The organism is Streptococcus sp. 121, assembly GCF_016458205.1.
In the GTDB taxonomy this organism is placed as follows: domain Bacteria; phylum Bacillota; class Bacilli; order Lactobacillales; family Streptococcaceae; genus Streptococcus.
Window position 1 is genome coordinate 18,112 of sequence record NZ_JAEMED010000016.1, and the last position, 20,103, is coordinate 38,214.

At 42.0% G+C, this 20,103-nt stretch carries 17 protein-coding genes and 1 tRNA gene; 14 read left to right on the forward strand and 4 right to left on the reverse strand.

What is annotated here, in order from left to right:
* Positions 1–57 precede the first annotated feature (57 nt).
* The 4 genes from JEQ21_RS04585 to rlmH all read right to left on the reverse strand — a co-directional run bounded on the left by JEQ21_RS04585 (position 58) and on the right by rlmH (position 2,978).
* On the reverse strand, positions 58–819 hold the full coding sequence (locus JEQ21_RS04585; RefSeq protein WP_199364262.1) for a response regulator transcription factor: 762 nt from the start codon (positions 817–819) through the stop codon (positions 58–60).
* 2 nt (positions 820–821) lie between these two features.
* Positions 822–2,123, reverse strand: a complete 1,302-nt coding sequence (locus tag JEQ21_RS04590; protein ID WP_199364264.1) for a GHKL domain-containing protein — start codon at positions 2,121–2,123, stop codon at positions 822–824.
* A gap of 199 nt (positions 2,124–2,322) precedes the next feature.
* A tRNA-Arg gene (locus JEQ21_RS04595) sits at positions 2,323–2,396 on the reverse strand.
* Between the two features lie 102 nt (positions 2,397–2,498).
* A complete protein-coding gene (gene rlmH / locus JEQ21_RS04600) occupies positions 2,499–2,978 on the reverse strand; it encodes a 23S rRNA (pseudouridine(1915)-N(3))-methyltransferase RlmH (RefSeq protein WP_196967224.1) in 480 nt (159 codons plus the stop codon).
* A 105-nt stretch (positions 2,979–3,083) separates the two neighbouring features.
* Between rlmH and JEQ21_RS04605 the strand changes: the two genes are divergently transcribed.
* The 14 genes from JEQ21_RS04605 to ftsH all read left to right on the forward strand — a co-directional run bounded on the left by JEQ21_RS04605 (position 3,084) and on the right by ftsH (position 19,596).
* A complete protein-coding gene (locus JEQ21_RS04605; RefSeq protein ID WP_199364266.1) occupies positions 3,084–4,250 on the forward strand; it encodes a S1C family serine protease in 1,167 nt (388 codons plus the stop codon).
* 47 nt (positions 4,251–4,297) lie between these two features.
* Positions 4,298–5,059: a ParB/RepB/Spo0J family partition protein gene (locus tag JEQ21_RS04610; RefSeq protein WP_199364268.1), complete on the forward strand. Its 762-nt coding sequence runs from the start codon at positions 4,298–4,300 to the stop codon at positions 5,057–5,059.
* Positions 5,060–5,250: 191 nt separating this feature from the next.
* Complete coding sequence (dnaA, locus tag JEQ21_RS04615; protein ID WP_199364270.1) at positions 5,251–6,597, forward strand: chromosomal replication initiator protein DnaA; 1,347 nt, start codon at positions 5,251–5,253, stop codon at positions 6,595–6,597.
* 348 nt (positions 6,598–6,945) lie between these two features.
* Positions 6,946–8,079 carry a DNA polymerase III subunit beta gene (dnaN, locus tag JEQ21_RS04620; RefSeq protein WP_199364272.1) on the forward strand — a complete coding sequence of 378 codons (1,134 nt, stop codon included), beginning with the start codon at positions 6,946–6,948 and terminating at the stop codon, positions 8,077–8,079.
* Between the two features lie 8 nt (positions 8,080–8,087).
* Positions 8,088–8,285, forward strand: a complete 198-nt coding sequence (locus tag JEQ21_RS04625) for a DUF951 domain-containing protein (protein WP_199364274.1) — start codon at positions 8,088–8,090, stop codon at positions 8,283–8,285.
* 146 nt (positions 8,286–8,431) lie between these two features.
* Positions 8,432–9,547: a redox-regulated ATPase YchF gene (gene ychF, locus JEQ21_RS04630; RefSeq protein ID WP_199364276.1), complete on the forward strand. Its 1,116-nt coding sequence runs from the start codon at positions 8,432–8,434 to the stop codon at positions 9,545–9,547.
* Positions 9,548–9,603: 56 nt separating this feature from the next.
* Positions 9,604–10,173: an aminoacyl-tRNA hydrolase gene (pth, locus tag JEQ21_RS04635; RefSeq protein ID WP_199364278.1), complete on the forward strand. Its 570-nt coding sequence runs from the start codon at positions 9,604–9,606 to the stop codon at positions 10,171–10,173.
* Positions 10,166–13,702, forward strand: a complete 3,537-nt coding sequence (mfd, locus tag JEQ21_RS04640; RefSeq protein ID WP_199364280.1) for a transcription-repair coupling factor — start codon at positions 10,166–10,168, stop codon at positions 13,700–13,702. Before pth ends, mfd begins: the two co-directional genes overlap by 8 nt.
* 19 nt (positions 13,703–13,721) lie before the next feature.
* Entirely contained in the window at positions 13,722–13,988 is a 267-nt protein-coding gene (locus tag JEQ21_RS04645; protein WP_199364282.1) for an RNA-binding S4 domain-containing protein, read from the forward strand.
* Entirely contained in the window at positions 13,981–14,349 is a 369-nt protein-coding gene (locus JEQ21_RS04650) for an FtsB family cell division protein (RefSeq protein ID WP_196092136.1), read from the forward strand. Before JEQ21_RS04645 ends, JEQ21_RS04650 begins: the two co-directional genes overlap by 8 nt.
* A 105-nt stretch (positions 14,350–14,454) precedes the next feature.
* Complete coding sequence (locus JEQ21_RS04655) at positions 14,455–15,753, forward strand: serine hydrolase (RefSeq protein WP_199364284.1); 1,299 nt, start codon at positions 14,455–14,457, stop codon at positions 15,751–15,753.
* Positions 15,750–17,027: a tRNA lysidine(34) synthetase TilS gene (gene tilS / locus JEQ21_RS04660; protein ID WP_199364294.1), complete on the forward strand. Its 1,278-nt coding sequence runs from the start codon at positions 15,750–15,752 to the stop codon at positions 17,025–17,027. The genes JEQ21_RS04655 and tilS overlap by 4 nt, the downstream gene beginning before the upstream one ends.
* A gap of 9 nt (positions 17,028–17,036) precedes the next feature.
* A complete protein-coding gene (gene hpt, locus JEQ21_RS04665; RefSeq protein ID WP_196092133.1) occupies positions 17,037–17,576 on the forward strand; it encodes a hypoxanthine phosphoribosyltransferase in 540 nt (179 codons plus the stop codon).
* 22 nt (positions 17,577–17,598) lie between these two features.
* Entirely contained in the window at positions 17,599–19,596 is a 1,998-nt protein-coding gene (gene ftsH / locus JEQ21_RS04670; protein ID WP_199364296.1) for an ATP-dependent zinc metalloprotease FtsH, read from the forward strand.
* Positions 19,597–20,103: the final 507 nt, after the last annotated feature.

Genomic DNA, 20,103 nt, shown 5'->3' on the forward strand with positions numbered 1-20,103 from the left:
TGTCTCAAGGACAAGAATAATTATAGCAGTTCTAATTTGAGAATGCAAGACTTTTTTTCAAAAAATTTTATTTTTTTCTTCCAGTAATTCTTTCATGGCTGTAAAACGTAGTCGTGACAAGGGACAGCTGGCCTGACCATAGAATAAAACTTCTTTTTTCCGTCTATCCCAGCCTCGGATATTTTGAATATTTGCCAAATAAGATTTGTGGGGGCAAAAGAAACGCTCTCTCCCTTGAGGATCTGTTAAACCTTTCAATTCCTGCAAGGTGCCAGAAAATTCCTTGATAAAATTTTTACCAACAATTCGTAACTTGTGAGAGCTAGCCGCTGTTTCGATATAAAGAATATCTTGAAAAGGAATGCGGAGGCGTTCTCCTTTGGTACTGAAATCAAAAAAATCTTCCTCAGTATCCATATCTAAAAAATGAGTTCGACTGTATTCCAAAACCTCACGAATTCGCAAACGGAATACATCTTTTGCCAAATCCTTGGGAATAAAATCCAAAGCAGCTACTTGATAGCGAAAAGTCAGCAAGGCAAATTCTGAATGAGAGCTGGTAAATACAATAATCGCGTAAGGGTTATTTTGCCGAATTTCACGCGCTACCTCCAGCCCCGTTCGCTCACGATTTTGAATTTCAATATCCAAAAAATAAAGCTGATGAACTTCTGCTTGCGCGTGATATTCCATAAATTCTTCCAACTTTCCCGTCGATCGAATGTCTAGTTTTTGCTGAAGTTCCTCTCCAAGTTCTTGAAGAATCCTTTCCAAGCGAACTTGATGATGAACCTGATCCTCTAAAATCAGCACTTTCATAGTTAACTCCTTATGGTTAGATGTTGTATGAAGTTCTGAGAACCGATCTCAGTCTCCAATAACAGAACTTCCTCGTGGTTTAAGATCCGCTGAACCGTAAACAAACCAGTCCCCCTGTCAGATCCCTTAGTAGACCAATCCGACTGAAAGATTTTTTGAATATTCAACTCACCAGGGGGACGACTATTTTCCAAGATCATCTCAAGTCCCTGATCACTTCTAAACAAGGCCAAATCAATTCGTTTACTCTCAGAGACTTGAGCCGCCTCGATAGCATTGGTCAGTAAGATATTCAGCAGTCGCACCAAAGCCAGTTGATTCACTTCCATGGGCGGCACCTTGTCTCGAATTTCTAGATAAAAATTCAAGCCTTTTTCTTGTGCCTGACAGAGATAATAGAAAATCAAACTCCGAATAGTCTTATCTTCCAAGAGACAGAGATCAAAATAAGAATATTCACGGGAAGACATGACTTCATTAGCCTCTACCAACACTTCCTTATGTAATTTTTCAACCAATTCCCAATCCCTACTTTCAATCGCTGCCGTAAAACTCACCATCATCCCTGCAAAATCATGCCGAAAGCCCCTTAAATCTTGATACATGCACCCTAACTTTTTGCATAACTTAGTCATGGGGAGCTTATTCTCCCTTTCCTTTTTTTCAAAAGAAAGAATAGACAAGCGCAACCGCAAGATAACAAAGGCAAAAAGATAAAGCGATGCCGTTCGCAAGAAGCCGGAACAACCAATGGATAAAATCGAACAGGTACACATTTGCGAAAGGGTTAGGAAAAGATGGATCAAGATAAAGCATACGAAAGAAATTCGAATCTGCTTCCGAAAACGTGGCTCATCCATAAATAACAGATAACGATGAAAATATTGGAACAGCAAATACAAGGTATGCAGGGACAAACCAGCCATCAAACCGTACAGAAGGAGATGAAAATCCACAAAAAACTCATGACCTACAATTGTATAGAGACAAAATAAGAAGAAAACTCGTAATAAATCAAATCCTAGATAGAGTATCCCCACTGAGTAAGAAGAGAAACGAAAACTCTCGTAGGTATTCCGATACAGGAACCACGAGAGTATGAAGGGTTCTGCAAATAAGAGAAAGTAAAAGAAGAAGAAGCGCAAAGTTCCGATTCCCACAAGAACCAACTCATAAAGCCAGAAATAAAGAAAGAAGGGCCACTTCACCCGATTTCTCAGTAGACTAAAAAAGAGCCAGCCCAGGCCCACAGCACGGATAAGCAATAAAAGCAGATGAAACGGACTATCGTCTCGTAAAAACAAATGAACTTCCATAGCAATTTAATAGTATATCTTAAACGATCCTCCGATGGGGAGCTAGGTCCCAAAATGTCATAAAAACTGCCTGAAATGTATAATATGCAGGGCTATTTTCTGAAAATGATGATTTTCATTTCATTTTAGCGGGCAAAAAAAGAACTGGCTAGAAACCAGTCCTTTGTGCATCAGGCAAGCATCTACATGATCCCAGCAGGATTCGAACCTGCGACCGTTCGCTTAGAAGGCGAATGCTCTATCCAGCTGAGCTATGGGACCAATTCTACTAATTATACCAAATAAAACGACAGCATGCAAGAAGGCAGAACTTCCTTATTCCTATCAAAGCCAACGGTTCAGCTACAGTACAGCCCAGCTGATTTATTTATGGTAGGGACTTCCTTCTTGGATCATAAAGGAGCGATAAACCTGTTCAACCAGAATCAGTTTCATCAACTGATGAGGCAGGGTCATCCGCCCAAAACTCAAAAGCAAGTTAGCCCTTGTCTTAATTCGGTCAGATAAGCCTAGGCTGCCCCCTATGACAAAGGTCAAGGTGGAGTGGCCGTTTAAGGTTGCGCCTGCCAAGGCTTGACTTAATTCCTCAGAAGACTGGAGTTTCCCCTCAATGGCCAAAACAACCAGAAAATCACGATCTTGAATTTTCGCTTCGATTTTCTGACCTTCTTTTTCAATAATGGTAGCTTTTTCTCTGGAGCTAGCCTTATCTGGGATGCGTTCATCTGCAACTTCAATCATCTCCACCTGGCAAAAACGCGATAAGCGTTTCTGATATTCTTGGATTCCGTCTCGCAGATATTTTTCTTTTAATTTTCCAACTGTTAAAAACTTTACTTTCATATCCTCATTATACACAAAGTTATCCACAATTTGTGGATAACTTTGTTGTTTTAAGCTATAATTAAGTCTGATTTTATATAGTCAACTTGTGAATTGGAGGCCCACATGAAAAATAAATCATTAAAAACACCTGCGATTGCTGCTGGTATCCTTGGACTTAGCTTTTTAGGAGGCTATGCTGGCACTCAATTGTCTCAAAATCAAAATTTGCTCAGCAACCAGACACAGGTGGTTCCACAAAAAACACAAAAACATGAAACCAGTACAACACTTGCTGTGAATAAAGTTCAAAATGCTGTTGTATCCGTCATCAGCTATGCTGAAAATGACCAAAGTAACAGTATTTTCAACCTTGGTCCAAATGAGAGTGGGGAAGATACCGCGGCTGGAGAAGGATCCGGTGTCATCTACAAAAAAGACGGAAAATACGCCTATCTCGTCACCAATACCCATGTCATCTCTGGAGCTAGCCGTCTCGATATTCAATTTGCAGATGGCAGCAAGGTCGAAGGTGAAGTGGTTGGTTTAGATGTCTATTCTGACATCTCGGTCGTTCGTATCCCTGCTGACAAAGTCCAAGAAGTGGCAACTTTTGGTGATTCCAGCCAATTAAGTATCGGAGAAACAGCTATCGCTATCGGTAGCCCCCTAGGAACAGACTATGCTAATTCTGTAACCCAAGGAATTATCTCAAGTTTGGAGAGAACGGTAACCTCTAAATCAGAAGACGGTCAGACAATCTCAACCAAGGCTCTACAGACGGATGCAGCTATCAACCCAGGGAACTCAGGAGGACCTTTAATCAATATCGATGGCCAAGTCATCGGAATTACCTCAAGCAAGATTGCCTCCAGCATTTCTGGAGTCTCTGTAGAAGGAATGGGCTTCGCAATTCCTTCAAATGAAGTTATTGCCATAGTTGAGCAGTTAGAGGAGAATGGTTCTATTCGCCGCCCAGCACTTGGAATCAGCATGCTCAACCTGACCAATCTGACTACCAGCGATCTCGATCGCCTCAACCTCCCAGAGGATATCCAAGGAGGTGTCGTTGTCCGTTCTACTCAGGAAGGATTCCCAGTTGACGGTAAATTGGAACAATATGACGTCATCACAAAGATTGACGATACAGATATTCAGTCAACCAGTGATTTACAATCAGCGCTTTACAGTAAAAACATCAATGATACGATTACCATTGAATTTTACCGTAATGGCAAGCTCCAGAAAGTAGATGTCAAACTCGATAAAACTACTCAAGACTTGAAACAATAACCTTCTCACCGCTTTACATTTTCGTAAAGCGGTGTTATACTTTACTAATGGATTACATGGCAGAACTTTCCATTCAAGATATTCAGACCAATCCTTATCAACCTAGGCGACACTTTTCGGATGCTGCCTTGACAGAATTGAGTCAATCAATTAGTGTCAACGGCCTCATTCAACCCATTATAGTCCGAAAATCGCCCATTACTGGTTATGAATTACTGGCAGGGGAACGGCGCCTTCGCGCCTGTCAAGAGCTAGGATGGACCACCATACCAGCACTGGTTAAGGACTTAACCAATTCCCAAATGATGGAACAAGCAATTATCGAAAATCTCCAACGGGAAGACTTGGATCCTATCGAGGAAGCCCTTGCCTTTCAAAAACTGGTAGAACATGGACTAACCCACGAAGATGTCGGACAGCAATTAGGAAAATCTCGACCTTATATCTCAAATAGTCTGCGTCTCCTGAAATTAGCCCCAGGTCTACAAGAAGCGCTTAGCCAGGGCACCATTAGTCCAGGTCACGCTAGGCTCCTCTTGGCTTTTAAAACAGAAGAACAGTTGCACTATTTGCAGCAAGTCATCGAGAAGGGATGGACAGTTCGACAGCTAGAAAAAGAACTGAAAAATCCGCAGTCCCCAGTAACTAAGAAGCCCAAGGATCCCTTTCTCTCCGAAGAAGAACGCAAGCTTCAAGAGATCCTAGGCACGCGCACCCAGATTAAACAAGACAAAAATAACCAGGGAAGTATCACAATTTACTTTGATTCCTTGGATGAATATGACCGAATTATCCACATGCTGAAATAGGCATGTGGATTTTTATTTTTTCCCCACAACATTTCTCACAGGCTACTCCCAGGATATTCAAAGCTTTCCCAAGTAATTCACACCCTGTGGAAAACTATTAACAAACAGGTGGATTACTTTCCACAGCTTGTGGAAAACTAGGCTATGTGGTATAATTTTTCTAATTGATTTTACACAAGAAAGGAATCGCTATGAACAAAAACGAAGCATTTTGGCAGCGGTTTTTAGAGTTAACCAGAGATTCCAAACAATCAGAAGTTATCCAATTTTTTGTTGAACCCGCAGAATTGGTTTCGGTGGATGATCAAACCGTCACCATTTACTTAGACAACTCAGCAAAAGCAGACTACTGGGAAAACAATATCCAATCCAATTTGATCGTTGCTGGATTCGAAGTCTTTGACAGGGAATTAAAAGTCGAATATGTCTTTGAAAGACCAAATCCAACTTTTAACAGTGATAGTCCAACTTTTAGAGCCCCTATTCGAGAACAATCTTTTACAGACACTGGACTCCAAAGTCGCTATACTTTTGAAGATTTTGTTTTAGGAGAAGGCAACAAATTTGCCTTTTCAGCCAGCATGGCTGTTGCCGAAAGTCCAGGTAATACCTATAATCCACTCTTTCTACACGGAGGACCTGGATTAGGAAAGACACATCTGATCAATGCAATCGGAAATTTTTATTTTGGTGTCTTTCCTGGTAACCGAGTTCTCTATATATCCGCTGAGAATTTCATGAATAATTTCATCGATTCCATCCGCTTGATGACAACAGATGAATTTAAAAAAAGGTTCCGAACTCTCGACCTATTAATTATCGATGATATTCAAGCCTTAAACAAAGAAAGTATGGCATCGACCCAAGAAGAGCTTTTCAATACCTTTGAAGCTCTGTACAAAGAAGGGAAGCAGATTGTCTTTACTAGTGATCGCCCTCACACTGAGTTAAAGGGAATAGCTGATCGCCTAACCACACGATTTGCTTGGGGTCTGGTATGTGACATTACCCCACCAGACTACGAAACCCGGATTGCCATTTTAAAATCCAAGACAGAGCACTCACCATATAGATTCCCAACCGAAACCTACGAATATTTAGCCAATCAATTTGACAACAATGTCCGAGAAATTGAAGGAGCCCTTAATGATATCAAGCTGACCGCACAAGTTGAAGGAATCACTGAGATTACTGTGGAAGTCGCAGCAAAGGCTATTCGGTCCAGAAAAGAAGACACGCGCCGTATTTCACGCGTTATTCCAATTGATACCATCCAAGAAGTAGTAGGAAAATTCTATGGCATAAGCCTTAAAGAGATTAAAGGAACCAGCCGTAAGCAAAATATCGTTAAAGCCCGTTCTGTAGCCATGTACCTCAGCCGCGAATTGACCGACAATTCAACCCCTAAAATTGGTAAAGCATTTGGAGGAAAAGATCATACAACGGTCATGCACAGTCACAATAAAATCAAAAAGCAAATCGAAGAAGACCAAGCCCTTCAGATCGAAATATCCGAATTAAAGAAAAAAATAAAATAATACTTAACTAATTTCAAAATCAGAATACTCGCGGAATTTCAAAAAAATGACGAGGAAATCCCATGATGATAGCTCAACAGGTGTAGGAGACCTATTGAATATTAAGGATAAGACTTGAAAGCACGCAATCAGTAAGTTCATCAAAGAGGCTTAACTAAGTCACATTTTGAAATGCAATGAGTATAACTCCCTGTGAATAACTCAAAAACTTATCAACAAGTTATCCACAGGTTGTGCACAAGTCTATTCACTTGATGGACAATGGATTGAGCCTTTTATCCACAATATCCACAAGCCCTACTACTATTATTAAATAATAATCACTAAAAAATAAATAAAGGAGATTCCATGTTACAATTCTCTATAAACAAGAATTTTTTTCTACAAGCGCTTAACACAGTTAAACGTGCTATTAGTTCTAAAAATGCAATTCCAATTCTTTCAACCTTAAAAATTGAAGCCCATGCTGAAGGAGTCATCTTAATTGGTTCCAACGGGCAAATTTCTATCGAGAATTTTATTCCTGTTGAGCAAAAAGATGCTGGACTTGTTGTTGATCAACCAGGCAGTCTTCTTTTAGAAGCTACATTCTTTATTAATGTTATCTCTAGCCTTCCTTCACTTGAATTAGATTTAAAAGAAATTGAAAATAAGCAGCTTTTGCTTAAAAGTGGAAAATCAGAGATTACCCTAAAAGGAAAAGACAGTAACCAATACCCACGTATCCAAGAAATTCCCACCAGCAATCCACTTCTATTAGAGACAAAAGTCCTTAAAGAATTGATTTCCGAGACAGCTTTTGCTGCAAGTTCTCAAGAAAGTCGCCCAATTTTAACAGGGGTTCATTTTGTTCTTGATGAAAATAAACAATTGAAAACAGTTGCAACAGATTCACATCGTCTCAGTCAAAAAATTATCCAACTAGAAAATGCTGGTGATGCTTTTGATGTGGTGATTCCAAGTAAATCTCTGAAAGAATTTACAGCAGTATTTGGCGATGAAATTACATCCATTGAGGTTTTCTTTGCTCAAAATCAATTGCTCTTTAAGAGTGAATACATTTCATTCTACATCCGCTTACTAGAAGGGAATTATCCGGATACAAACCGTTTAATTCCAACAATGTTCAATAGTCAACTTACCTTCAACGTGGTACAGCTACGCCAAGCCATGGAACGGGCTCGACTTTTGTCCAATGCAACTCAAAATGGAACAGTGAAAGTGGAAATTAAAGACCAGACTGTGCGTTCCTATGTTAACTCTCCTGAGGTAGGACAAGTGGATGAAGAATTGGAAGTTTTGGCCATTGAGGGAGAAGACTTGAGCATTAGCTTTAACCCCAACTATATGATTGAGGCCTTAAAAGCGATTAAGTCTGAAGAAGTTATTTTGAGCTTTATCTCCTCTATTCGACCTTTTACTCTAAAAGCAGCTGAAGAAGATCAATTGATTCAATTGATTACTCCTGTTCGAACAAATTAGGAGGTTCTATGTACCAAGTTGGAAGCAAGGTCGAAATGAAAAAGCCACACGCTTGTTTGGTCAAGTCCACTGGGAAGAAGGCTAATGATTGGGAAGTGAGGCGCGTGGGAGCCGATATCAAACTTCAGTGTCGCAATTGCCAGCATCTAGTCATGATGAGTCGGCATGACTTTGAAAGAAAGCTTAAGCGGGTGCTTGAAGAATAAATTCAAGAGGGGATGATAGTCAAGCGAAGATTCGTTTGAACTTACCCCTCTTTTTAATTTTTGATATAATGGATTGGATGACTGAAAGCAGGAATTATAATCTACAAAAAGAGTTGCTTTCACTTACATGAAATGAGGAGAAAAAGATGGCTTTAACTGCAGGAATTGTTGGCTTGCCAAATGTTGGAAAGTCGACCTTATTTAATGCGATTACAAGAGCAGGCGCAGAGGCTGCCAATTACCCCTTTGCAACAATCGACCCTAATGTTGGTCGGGTTGAAGTACCAGATGAGCGACTTATCAAATTGACCGAGTACATCAAACCTCAGAAAACCGTACCAACGACATTTGAGTTCACCGATATTGCAGGGATTGTTAAAGGGGCATCAAAAGGCGAAGGTCTGGGTAATAAGTTTTTAGCCAATATTCGCGAAGTGGATGCAATTGTCCATGTGGTCCGTGCTTTTGAGGATGAAAATGTTATGCGTGAACAAGGACGAGAATCTGATTTTGTGGATCCGATGGCGGATATTGATACCATTAATTTAGAGCTAATCCTAGCGGACTTGGAAAGCATTAACAAGCGCTATGCGCGTGTTGAAAAAATGGCTCGAACCCAGAAAGACAAGGATTCTGTAGCGGAATTTGCAGTCTTAGAAAAAATCAAACCTGTCCTAGAGGATGGTAAATCTGCGCGAACCATTGAATTTAGCCCTGAAGAAGAGACTATTGTGAAAGGTCTCTTCCTCCTCACCACAAAACCAGTTTTATATGTGGCTAATGTAGATGAAGATCAAGTAGCTGATCCAGATGCAATTGAATATGTGCAACAAATTCGTGCTTTCGCAGCAACAGAAAATGCAGAAGTGGTGGTTATCTCAGCTCGCGCAGAAGAAGAAATTTCTGAATTAGAGGAAGAAGACAAGGCAGAATTTCTTGAAGCTATGGGCTTGAATGAATCAGGTGTCGACAAATTAACTCGAGCTGCTTATCATCTACTCGGACTCGGAACCTATTTCACAGCTGGTGAAAAAGAAGTCCGGGCCTGGACTTTTAAACGCGGCATGAAGGCTCCGCAAGCAGCTGGCATTATCCACTCAGACTTCGAAAAGGGCTTTATCCGTGCTGTAACCATGTCCTACGATGATCTTATGACCTACGGTAGCGAGAAAGCTGTCAAAGAGGCTGGTCGCCTCCGTGAGGAAGGAAAAGAATACATTGTCCAAGACGGTGACATCATGGAGTTCCGCTTTAACGTTTAATCAATTCAAGAACCGAGGTTGGCCCTACTCCGACCTCTTTTCGTATTGGAGGAATTATGACAAAACTCATTGTTGGCCTGGGAAACCCAGGCTCTAAATACCAAGGTACACGCCACAATGTTGGATTTCAATTTGTAGATCAAATTGCCCAAAAAGAAGGCGTAATCTTTAAAGAAGATCGGATTTTTCAAGCCGAAATTACCTCTTTTTTCTACCAAGGAGAAAAGATTTATTTAGCTAAACCAACTACTTTTATGAATAAAAGTGGATTGGCGGTTGAAGCTCTCCTGGCTTATTACGGGTTAAGGGCAGAAGATTTAATCGTAATTTATGATGATCTCGACATGACTGTTGGCAAGGTAAGACTTCGGGCAAAGGGATCAGCAGGGGGTCACAATGGTATCAAAAATATAATCCACCTGCTAGGTCACTCTGATTTTTTACGCTTTAAAATCGGAATTGGAAGACCAGCTCCCCAACAATCTGTGCCCAACTATGTCCTAGGTAAATTTAGTACGGACGATCAGATTGCCATCTCAGAAGCTCTAGAACGGGTCACAGAGGCTTTTTACTACTATCTGGATACAAGGGACCTAGAAGCAAGTATGAGGTGCTACAATGGCTAAACAGAACCTGATTTCTCTATTTGAACAAAATCAGCAAATTCAGGACTGGCTTGACGGATTTGATCCTAGCTCTCGGCAATTGGTGCTTGGCCTATCTGCGACCAGTAAAGCCTTGGCGCTAGCTAGTCTTCTTGGCAAGAAAAAAGCGAAAATTGTTACCATCGTAGCAAGCACGGTCGAGGCGGAACGCCTGGAAAGTGACCTGATTGCATTGGTAGGGGAGAAAAAAATTTACCGCTTTCTAGCAGAGGATATGGCCGTAGTGGAGTTGGCTTTTTCTTCTAAGGAAAGAGAGTACACCCGAGCTCAGGCTCTACAATTTTTGCAGGAGGAAGGGGAAGGCATTGTGATTGCCAACCTAGCGGCTCTAGGACTGCGTCTTCCTGATCCACGAGCCTATCGTGCCTATAGCCAGACTTTGACAGTAGGCATAGCCTATCCATTTGAACAGATACTAAATCAGCTAAATGAGATGGGCTATACCAAAGTGGGACAGGTCACCCAAGAAGGGGAGTACAGTCAGCGGGGAGATATCTTAGATCTTTTCCCTTTGGGCCAAGAGCTTCCTTATCGTTTAGAATTTTTCGGAGATGAGTTAGACAATCTCCGCACCTTTAGTCCGGAACACCAACGCTCACAGGAAAAAGTTGAGTCTATTTTGATTCAACCTGTCCGTAGCCAACTTGTCGGAGAAGAGGACTATGAACGAGCTGAAGCAGCATTTTTGGACTTGATGAAAAACCAAAGTCGTCCTGGCCTCCTATCTTATTTGCAGGAAATCTTAGCATCTATTCGGTTGCGATCCTATCACGAAGCCTTTCCCAGCTTTCTCCAGTATTTCTATGAGGGAGAATGGTCTCTTTTAGACTACCTTCCTAAGAATAGTTTGGTAATTTTCGATGAATTCCAAAGGTTGACAGATAAAAAAGCTCAGCAAGAGTTAGAAGTTGCGCAATACTTGACAGATCAATTACAAGTTGATAAAGCACTGTCAAGACAGATCTATTTCTTAGATTCCTATTCTAAGTGGCGACTTTACAAGCCAGCTAGCTTCTTTTCTTATTTACAACGTGGATTTGGAAATTTGAAATTAAGCGGATTGCACCAGTTTCAAGAATTCCTGCTTCAAGATTACTTCAGTCAACTACCACTGATTAAAGACGAACTCTTACGCTTCCAAAAATCAGGCTATACAATTTTACTTGACGTCACATCTACAGAACATTTACAAACTTTACAAGAAACTTTACAAGACTACAACTTGACAATTAAAACTGTGAATAGCGATGAAGTCAAAGTAAATGAGATACAGTTCTGTAAACTTGGCCTCAGTCAAGGTTTTCAATTGCAGGATCAAAAGTTATTACTAATAACAGAAAAGGAATTGTTTCAAAAGAAAACCAAACGTCGGGTTCGCCGTCAAAACATAAGCAATGCGGAGCGCTTAAAAAGTTACCAAGAATTAGAAAAAGGCGACTATGTTGTCCACGCTATTCATGGGATTGGACAGTATCTTGGAATCGAGACCATCGAAGTGTTAGGTAGTTACCGGGATTATGTAACAGTTCGTTATGAAAATGGAGATCGAATTTCCTTACCTGTTGATCAACTGGACTTACTCTCCAAATATATAGGAAGCGAAGGTAAGGCACCAAAACTCAATAAATTGAATGATGGGCGCTTCCAGAAAGCGAAACGAAAGGTTGAGAAGCAGGTTCAAGATATCGCTGATGACCTACTGAAACTGTATGCAGCGCGTGCTCAATTAAAAGGCTTTGCCTTTTCTCCGGATGGTCCAGATCAAGAAGACTTTGACCAGGACTTCCCTTATGTCGAAACAGATGACCAGCTCAAGAGTATCCAAGAGATTAAGGAAGATATGGAAAAGGATAAACCTATGGACCGCCTCTTGGTGGGGGATGTTGGGTTTGGAAAAACAGAAGTTGCCATGCGAGCTGCCTTTAAGGCTGTTCAAGATCATAAACAGGTGGCAGTTCTGGTTCCTACCACCGTCTTAGCCCAACAACATCTGGTCAACTTTCAAGAACGTTTCGCTGAGTTTGCTGTGGAAGTCGATGGACTGAGTCGATTTAAGACTAAGAAGGAGCAGGCAGCTACCCTGGAGAAGTTAGCTAAGGGTCAAGTTGACATTATCATCGGAACCCATCGCCTTTTGTCCAGTGATGTCACATTTTCCGATCTTGGCTTGATTATTATCGATGAGGAACAGCGTTTTGGCGTCAAACACAAGGAAAAATTGAAGGAATTGAAAAATAAGGTGGATGTCCTAACCCTAACTGCTACTCCAATTCCTCGAACCCTCCACATGTCTATGTTAGGAATCCGTGACTTATCAGTCATTGAAACGCCACCAACCAACCGTTATCCAGTACAAACCTTTGTGATGGAAACCAATCCGCAGGTAATTCGAGATGCGGTTCTTAGAGAAATGGAACGGGGTGGTCAGGCCTATTACCTCTATAATCGTGTGGACACAATTGAACTTAAAGTTGCTGAATTACAGGAACTCATACCAGAAGCTTCCATTGGCTATGTCCATGGACGAATGTCAGAGGTACGTCTGGAAAATACCCTTCTTGATTTTGTCAACGGAGTCTACGATCTCCTGGTTACCACAACCATCATTGAAACGGGTGTTGATATCCCCAATGCTAATACGCTCTTTATTGAAAATGCAGATCACATGGGGCTATCCACTCTCTACCAGTTGAGGGGACGAGTTGGTCGTAGTAACCGTATTGCTTACTCTTATCTCTTTTATCGACCTGATAAAAGTTTGAGTGAAGCATCAGAGAAACGCTTAGATGCCATCAAGGGCTTCACAGAATTGGGAAGTGGATTTAAGATTGCCATGCAGGACCTATCAATTCGGGGAGCTGGAAATCTATTGGGCAGTTCCCAGAGTGGCTTCATTGACTCTGTTGGATTTGAACTTTATTCCCAATTATTGGAAGAAGCCATTGCCAAGAAGCAAGGGAAGATTCAGGCCCAGCAAGGAACCAATGCGGAAATCTCCATGGGAATCGATGCCTATTTACCATCCGAGTATATTCAGGATGAACGCCATAAGATTGAAATCTACAAGCGTATTCGCCAAATCCGAGGGGAAGAGGATTACCAAGAACTTCAAGAGGAGTTGATGGACCGCTTTGGAGAATATCCAGACCCAGTGGCGTATTTATTAGAAGTTGGGCTATTGAAAGCCTACGCTGATCAGATTTTTATTGAAAATATCCTTTTGAAAAAAGGGGCTATCCATATACGATTTGCTACGAAAGCTGCTCGCTATTTCTTGGCCCAAGATTATTTCCAAGCACTGTCGCAAACCACTATTAAGGCACAATTAAGTGACATGCAAGGAAAAATGGAAGTGATCTTCAACTTACATCAGGAAAAAGATTATGAAATTCTAGAGGCCTTGCTTCAGTTCACGCGCTTCCTAGCCCAGGAACTTAAAGAAAAACTCAAGGACTCAGAGCAGGTCTCTGGTCAAAACGTGTTACAATAGAAAAAAAGGAGAAAGATTTATGCGCTTAGACAAATACCTCAAAGTATCTCGTTTAATCAAACGCCGTCCTGTAGCAAAGGAAGTGGCGGACAAGGGACGAATCAAAGTGAATGGCGTTTTGGCTAAAAGTTCGACCGACTTAAAAATCGACGATATCGTGGAGATTCGCTTTGGTCATAAACTTGTCCGGGTGAAGGTCTTAGAGATGCTAGATAGTACCAAAAAAGAAGATGCTTCTAAGATGTATGAACTATTAGAAGAAGTAAGGATAGAAGAAGATGCCTAGAAATGTCCTCCAAATGAAAAACGCCTATATTGAGGAGGAAGCTTCGCAGCGTCGGAATGACCATGATGGACGACGCCAGCGTAATCGCTTTATAGGCTGGGTTCTGATTTTGGTTGTAATTTTGTTTATTCTTCCAATCTTTAATCTGGCAAATACCAGACAGGTTTTGGAACAAAGACAAAAGCAATACCGAGAAATGGACCAACAATACCAACAATTAGAAAAGGAGGAGGAGAGATTGGCGACACTGGCTAAAAAGCTAGAAGATGATGACTATGCCAGCAAGTACATGCGGGCCCGTTACTACTACTCTAAAGACGGCGAGACCATCTACACGATTCCAGATCTCCTACCTAAATAATGGAAAAATCCCAACTCATGAAAAAAGTGGCTCTATTTCTCCAACATTCTGAGGATAAGCTAACAGAACTGGAAGAAAAGAATAAGGCCTATTATTTACTAGAACATGTTGAAGACAAGTAAGCATCCCTGGGTGATTTTACCTGTCCTTGCTTGGTTTACCTCCTGGCCATTCGTCAATTTGGATCCGGCTGAGAAACTTAATCTGGCCCCAGAACAAGCAGCAGCTCTCTTCCAAGTATCTTACAGCTTGTTATACACGGAAATCCCGGAAAATCCAGTAGCTACAGTGGATATGGTCAGTTTCAAAGACCAGGATTTGACCCAGGTCGCAAAATCCTGGTCTTCGAATCAAGCTCTGCTGATTCAAGATTTGCTCTACCGGGATGATGGGACCCCGCTGTTTCAACTGAAGGACGGCAGCTTTATCTTAGCCAGCCGTTCTTTCATTTATTCAAATCAGCTGTTGCATGAAGAAGACTATGAAGGACTTCTTTGGCTCCAGCCCGATGCAAAATTTTATAAGGAAGTTCCACAGGATCAAAGCAAGGTCAGCAAAAGGAACTATCAAGCTTATCAACCTATTAAAATTGTTAAGAAAGTGACCTATCCTCGAACTGAGTATGGCGTGACGGACAAGGGGGACTATGTTGACTGGTCCTCGCTCAGTAAGGAGGACAATCGCATGCAGAGGGTTCAAGAGCTACTAGATGAGAAATACCAGGATGAGAATGTGGGTATCTATGTTCAGCAAGTGGAGACTAGTAAGGTGGCAGGGATTAATCAGAATAAGGCGATGTATTCTGCTAGTATTACCAAGCTTCCCTATCTTTATTACGTGCAGGAACAAGTTCTTGAAGGGAACTTGAAGTGGACAGATCGGGTGAAGTATACCAAGGAAACAGAAGATTATGACGGAGCCTATGATCCTGCGGGAACAGGAAGTCTCCCCAAGGAACCCAATCAAGAATCCTATAACTATAAGGAGCTGGAGGATAAGGCTGCAAAAGAATCGGATAATGTAGCCCATAATATCCTGGGTTATTATGGAACGGATAAGTCGAGTCCAGCTTTTCAAAAAGCCATCAAGCAGATTGTAGGGCAGGAATGGGATGTTGTAGACCGAGAGGTCACCCCGGAGATGGCCGGCCGGCTCATGGAGGCTATCTATCTACAAAACGGTGAGTTACTTTCAATGTTACAGCAGACTGCATTTGATGACCAGCGGATCCCCCGAGATCTTCCAGTTCCTGTGGCCCACAAAATTGGTGATGCGGATGCCTTTCACCATGATGCGGCTCTGGTCTATGCTAAATCCCCCTATGTCCTGGTTATCTTTACGGAAAACAAGGACAATGAGCTGATCTCCAAGATTTCTAAAGATATTTATGAGGTACTAAAATGACTATGGAAACTCTAATCCTGGAGCATGTCTGTAAGGAAGGCTACTTTCAAGACCATTCTAAGGTATTACTGGCCTTATCCGGGGGCAAGGATTCCTTATATTTGCTCAGTTTCCTTTACCGTAATCGGGACGAGCTAGGCCTGGATTTGGGGCTGGCTCATGTTAATTATGGGCAGCGTCCGGAAGCTGACTGGGAAGAAGAGTCCCTGAGACGTCTAGCCCAGGAGTTAGAACTACCCTTCTATAGTCGCTCCTTTACGGGAGATTTCAGCGAGGCTGTGGCACGTGCCTTTCGCTATGACTTCTTTGCTGAAATCATGGCGGAACAGGGGTATACTGCCTTGGTAACTGGCCACCATCGCGATGATCAGGTAGAGACCATTCTCATGCGTTTGATTCGGGGCAATCACTTGGAAAATCTCACGGGCATGCAGGAATGTCAGGATTTTGCTGGAGGCCAGCTGATTCGACCACTTCTAAACTTTGCGAAGGTGGATTTGCCTCAGGAAGTTTATTTCGAAGATGCCTCGAATAATAGTCCACTTTATTTTCGCAATCGTGTCCGTCACAAGATTCTTCCGGATCTGCGCCAGGAGAATCCCCAGCTAGATACAGGTCTTCTACGACTCTCCCAGAAAGTAGAGCAGCTTTATAGCCTTTTGAACAGTCTGACGACTCCCTTAGATCCTCTTCATTTGGAAAAATGGAAAGAAGAGTCAGAAGCCTTGCAAATTTACCTCTTAGAACAGTACTTAAAAAACTATCCCCAGTTCCCTCGGGGACCTGAACAAGTGGAGAAGCTGGCTCATCTGCTTCGAAAAGAGGGCAGTCAGACTAGCTATTTAGGTCAGGGATATTGGTTAGATAAGCGCTACAATCAATTTTCACTGACCCAGACCCCCCCAGCTCGCTTTGACTCGCAGTCCTTTTGGTTAGAACCGGGTCAAGTAACTGATTTTGGCCCCTTTCATTTTTCCTTCGGAAAAAAACCTAAAGGGAGTATCTTAGCGGAAATAGAGGTTGAGGAGAGACCTGTTCTGTTGCGTCATCGCCAGGAGGGGGATGTCTTTGTCTGGAGGGGGATGCGGCGTAAGTTGAGACGATGGTTTATCAATGAAAAAATCCCAATCCAGGAGCGGGACCAGGCCGTGTTGGTTTTACAGGATGAAAAGATTCAGGGAATTCTCAATACTCATGGTCCATGTTTGAGTATCCAGAATGAACATGGTATAATGAAGGCTAGAATTTATGTCCAAAAGATGGATAAAGAATAGGAAATGAATATGTTAGATCAAGATATCAAAGAAGTTCTCATCTCCCATGAGGAAATTGTTGCGGCTGCCCAGAAACTCGGCCAAACTTTGGCGGAGGAATATATGGATAAAAATCCTGTATTCATTGGGATTCTAAAGGGTTCAATTCCTTTTATGGCGGAATTGATAAATCATGTGGATGCGCATTTGGAAACAGATTATATGGCTGTGTCTAGTTATCAAGGAGGAACTGCCAGCACTGGTGAGTTGACAGTGGTCAAGGATTTAGCTGCAGATATTGAAAATCGACATATTGTGATCATCGAGGACATTATAGATTCTGGTTTGACCTTGGATATTTTGAAAAAAATGTTTTTGGAACGCAAGCCAGCTTCCCTTAAGATTGTAACTCTTCTAGATAAACCAGAAGGCCGTAAGGTTGAGATTGATGCGGACTATTCCTGCTTCACAATTCCAAATGAATTTGTAGTGGGATTTGGTTTGGATTACCAAGAAAATTACCGGAATCTCCCTTACATTGGAATCTTGAAAGAGGAAGTTTACAAATAAATATAAAAGGAAACGAATATAGATGAAGAAACAAAACAACCGTTTTTTCGGTCGTAATCCTCTGGCCTATATCTTCGTAGTTGTTGCTTTAATCACCGGTTTCCAATACATCTTTGGAACTAGCTCATCTGCCCAAACGCAGCAAATTAGCTTTACTGAGTTGACCAAGCAATTGGAAGACGGAAATGTCAAGGATTTGAGCTACCAACCAAATGGTAGCGTGATTGAAATTCAGGGTACTTATAAAGAAGCACAAGAAGTAAAAACCGACTTAGGTGTTCAATTTTTCGATGCCAGCTCTACCAAGGCTGAGAATTTCTCCAGCATTATTTTGCCATCGGAAGCTAATATCTCTCGGATTCAGGATTTAGCACAGGAACAGGGCGCAGACCTCAGTATTAAACGGGAAAGTTCAAGCGGTGCTTGGATTCAGTTTTTGATTAGTATCGTCCCATTCATTATTGTACTTTTCTTCTTTATGACCATGATGAACCAGAATGGTGGCGGCGCCCGTGGTGCTATGAACTTTGGCCGTAATCGTGCCAAAGCTACAACTAAAGAAGACATCAAAGTGCGCTTTGCGGATGTTGCTGGTGCCGAAGAAGAGAAACAAGAATTGGTTGAAGTTGTAGAGTTCCTTAAAGATCCAAAACGCTTCACCAACCTTGGAGCACGGATTCCTGCTGGGGTCTTGCTTGAAGGCCCTCCAGGAACCGGTAAAACTCTCCTAGCTAAAGCGGTTGCTGGAGAAGCAGGTGTCCCATTCTTCAGTATTTCCGGTTCAGATTTTGTGGAAATGTTTGTCGGTGTCGGTGCGAGCCGTGTCCGTTCCCTTTTTGAAGATGCTAAAAAAGCTGCACCTGCTATCATTTTTATTGATGAGATTGATGCTGTTGGCCGTCGCCGTGGTGTCGGCATGGGCGGGGGAAATGATGAGCGCGAGCAAACTCTTAACCAACTCTTGATTGAGATGGATGGTTTTGCTGGTAACGAAGGAATTATTGTTATTGCAGCAACTAACCGGAGCGATGTCCTAGACCCAGCTCTTCTTCGTCCAGGTCGATTTGACCGCAAGATTTTGGTTGGTAGACCAGACGTCAAAGGTCGTGAGGCTATCCTTCGCGTCCATGCTAAGAACAAACCGCTTGCAGCCGACGTTGATTTGAAATTGGTGGCTCAACAAACCCCAGGTTTTGTGGGTGCAGACCTAGAAAATGTCTTAAATGAGGCAGCTTTAGTTGCCGCTCGTCGTAATAAAAAGGAAATTGATGCTTCCGATATCGATGAGGCAGAAGATCGTGTGATTGCTGGACCATCTAAAAAGGATAAAGAAGTCTCCAAACGCGAACGGGAAATTGTGGCCTACCATGAGGCCGGACATACCATTGTTGGTTTGGTGCTTTCCAATGCACGTGTTGTGCACAAAGTAACCATTGTACCACGCGGTCGCGCAGGTGGATACATGATTGCACTTCCAAAAGAAGACCAATCTCTACTATCTAAAGATGATATGAAGGAACAATTGGCTGGATTGATGGGAGGACGTGTAGCCGAAGAGATTATCTTTGGTGTCCAGACTACTGGTGCTTCCAATGACTTTGAACAAGCAACTCAATTGGCTCGGAGCATGGTCACAGAATATGGAATGAGTGAATTGCTTGGCCCAGTTCAATATGAAGGTAGCCATGCTATGTTGGCTGGCCAAGTCAGCCCAGAAAAATCAATGTCTGAGCAAACGGCGCGTGAGATTGATCAAGAAGTCCGTAAGCTATTGGTAGAAGCTCACGAAGCTGCTCGTAAGGTCATTGAGGAAAACCGTGAAAAACATGCATTGATTGCTCAAGCCCTCCTAGAACATGAAACCTTGGATAGCCAAGAGATCAAGTCCTTGTATGAAACTGGTCAAATGCCAAGCAATCAGGAAAAGGAAGAAGGGGACGTTCATCCTCTATCTTTCGACGAAGTCGTATCTAAAATGGAATCAGATACCGAAAAGACATCTGAAACTACTAAAGACTAGGTCTTCAGCTATTAAAAATTTTCTGATACTTGAAATAAAAGAAGAGCTACTCTCTATAAAGTGAAGCTGTGTGGAAAAATTCCATGCAGCTTTTTTGAGTATGACGGCCATGTCGTACATCTGAGGTGCAAGTCCTCTGCGGGCCCCTGCTCCGGTGAACCCAATAGCGACTCCCAAGCCTGACTATCGTGAGGTAGCGGGGAGAGGAAGAGATAGCAAAATCGTGGCACTACGAACAGAAACGTGATATTAAGGCATACATAGTCTTTTATTTGAAAATAACACAGTAAAAAAGCGCAAAAAAACACTATCTGTGTTATACTTAAGGTGAACATATTTAAAAATGTCTTAAGGATGTTGCCGCATCCCTAATGCTTTTGCTGCTTCATAAGTTTGATGTGTTTTCAAAAGTTTGTAGACAATTCTTAGTATCTTATGAGCACAAGCGATAACAGCCTTCATCTTACTTCCTCTTTGGGAAACTCTATTGTATAAAGATGAGAAAGC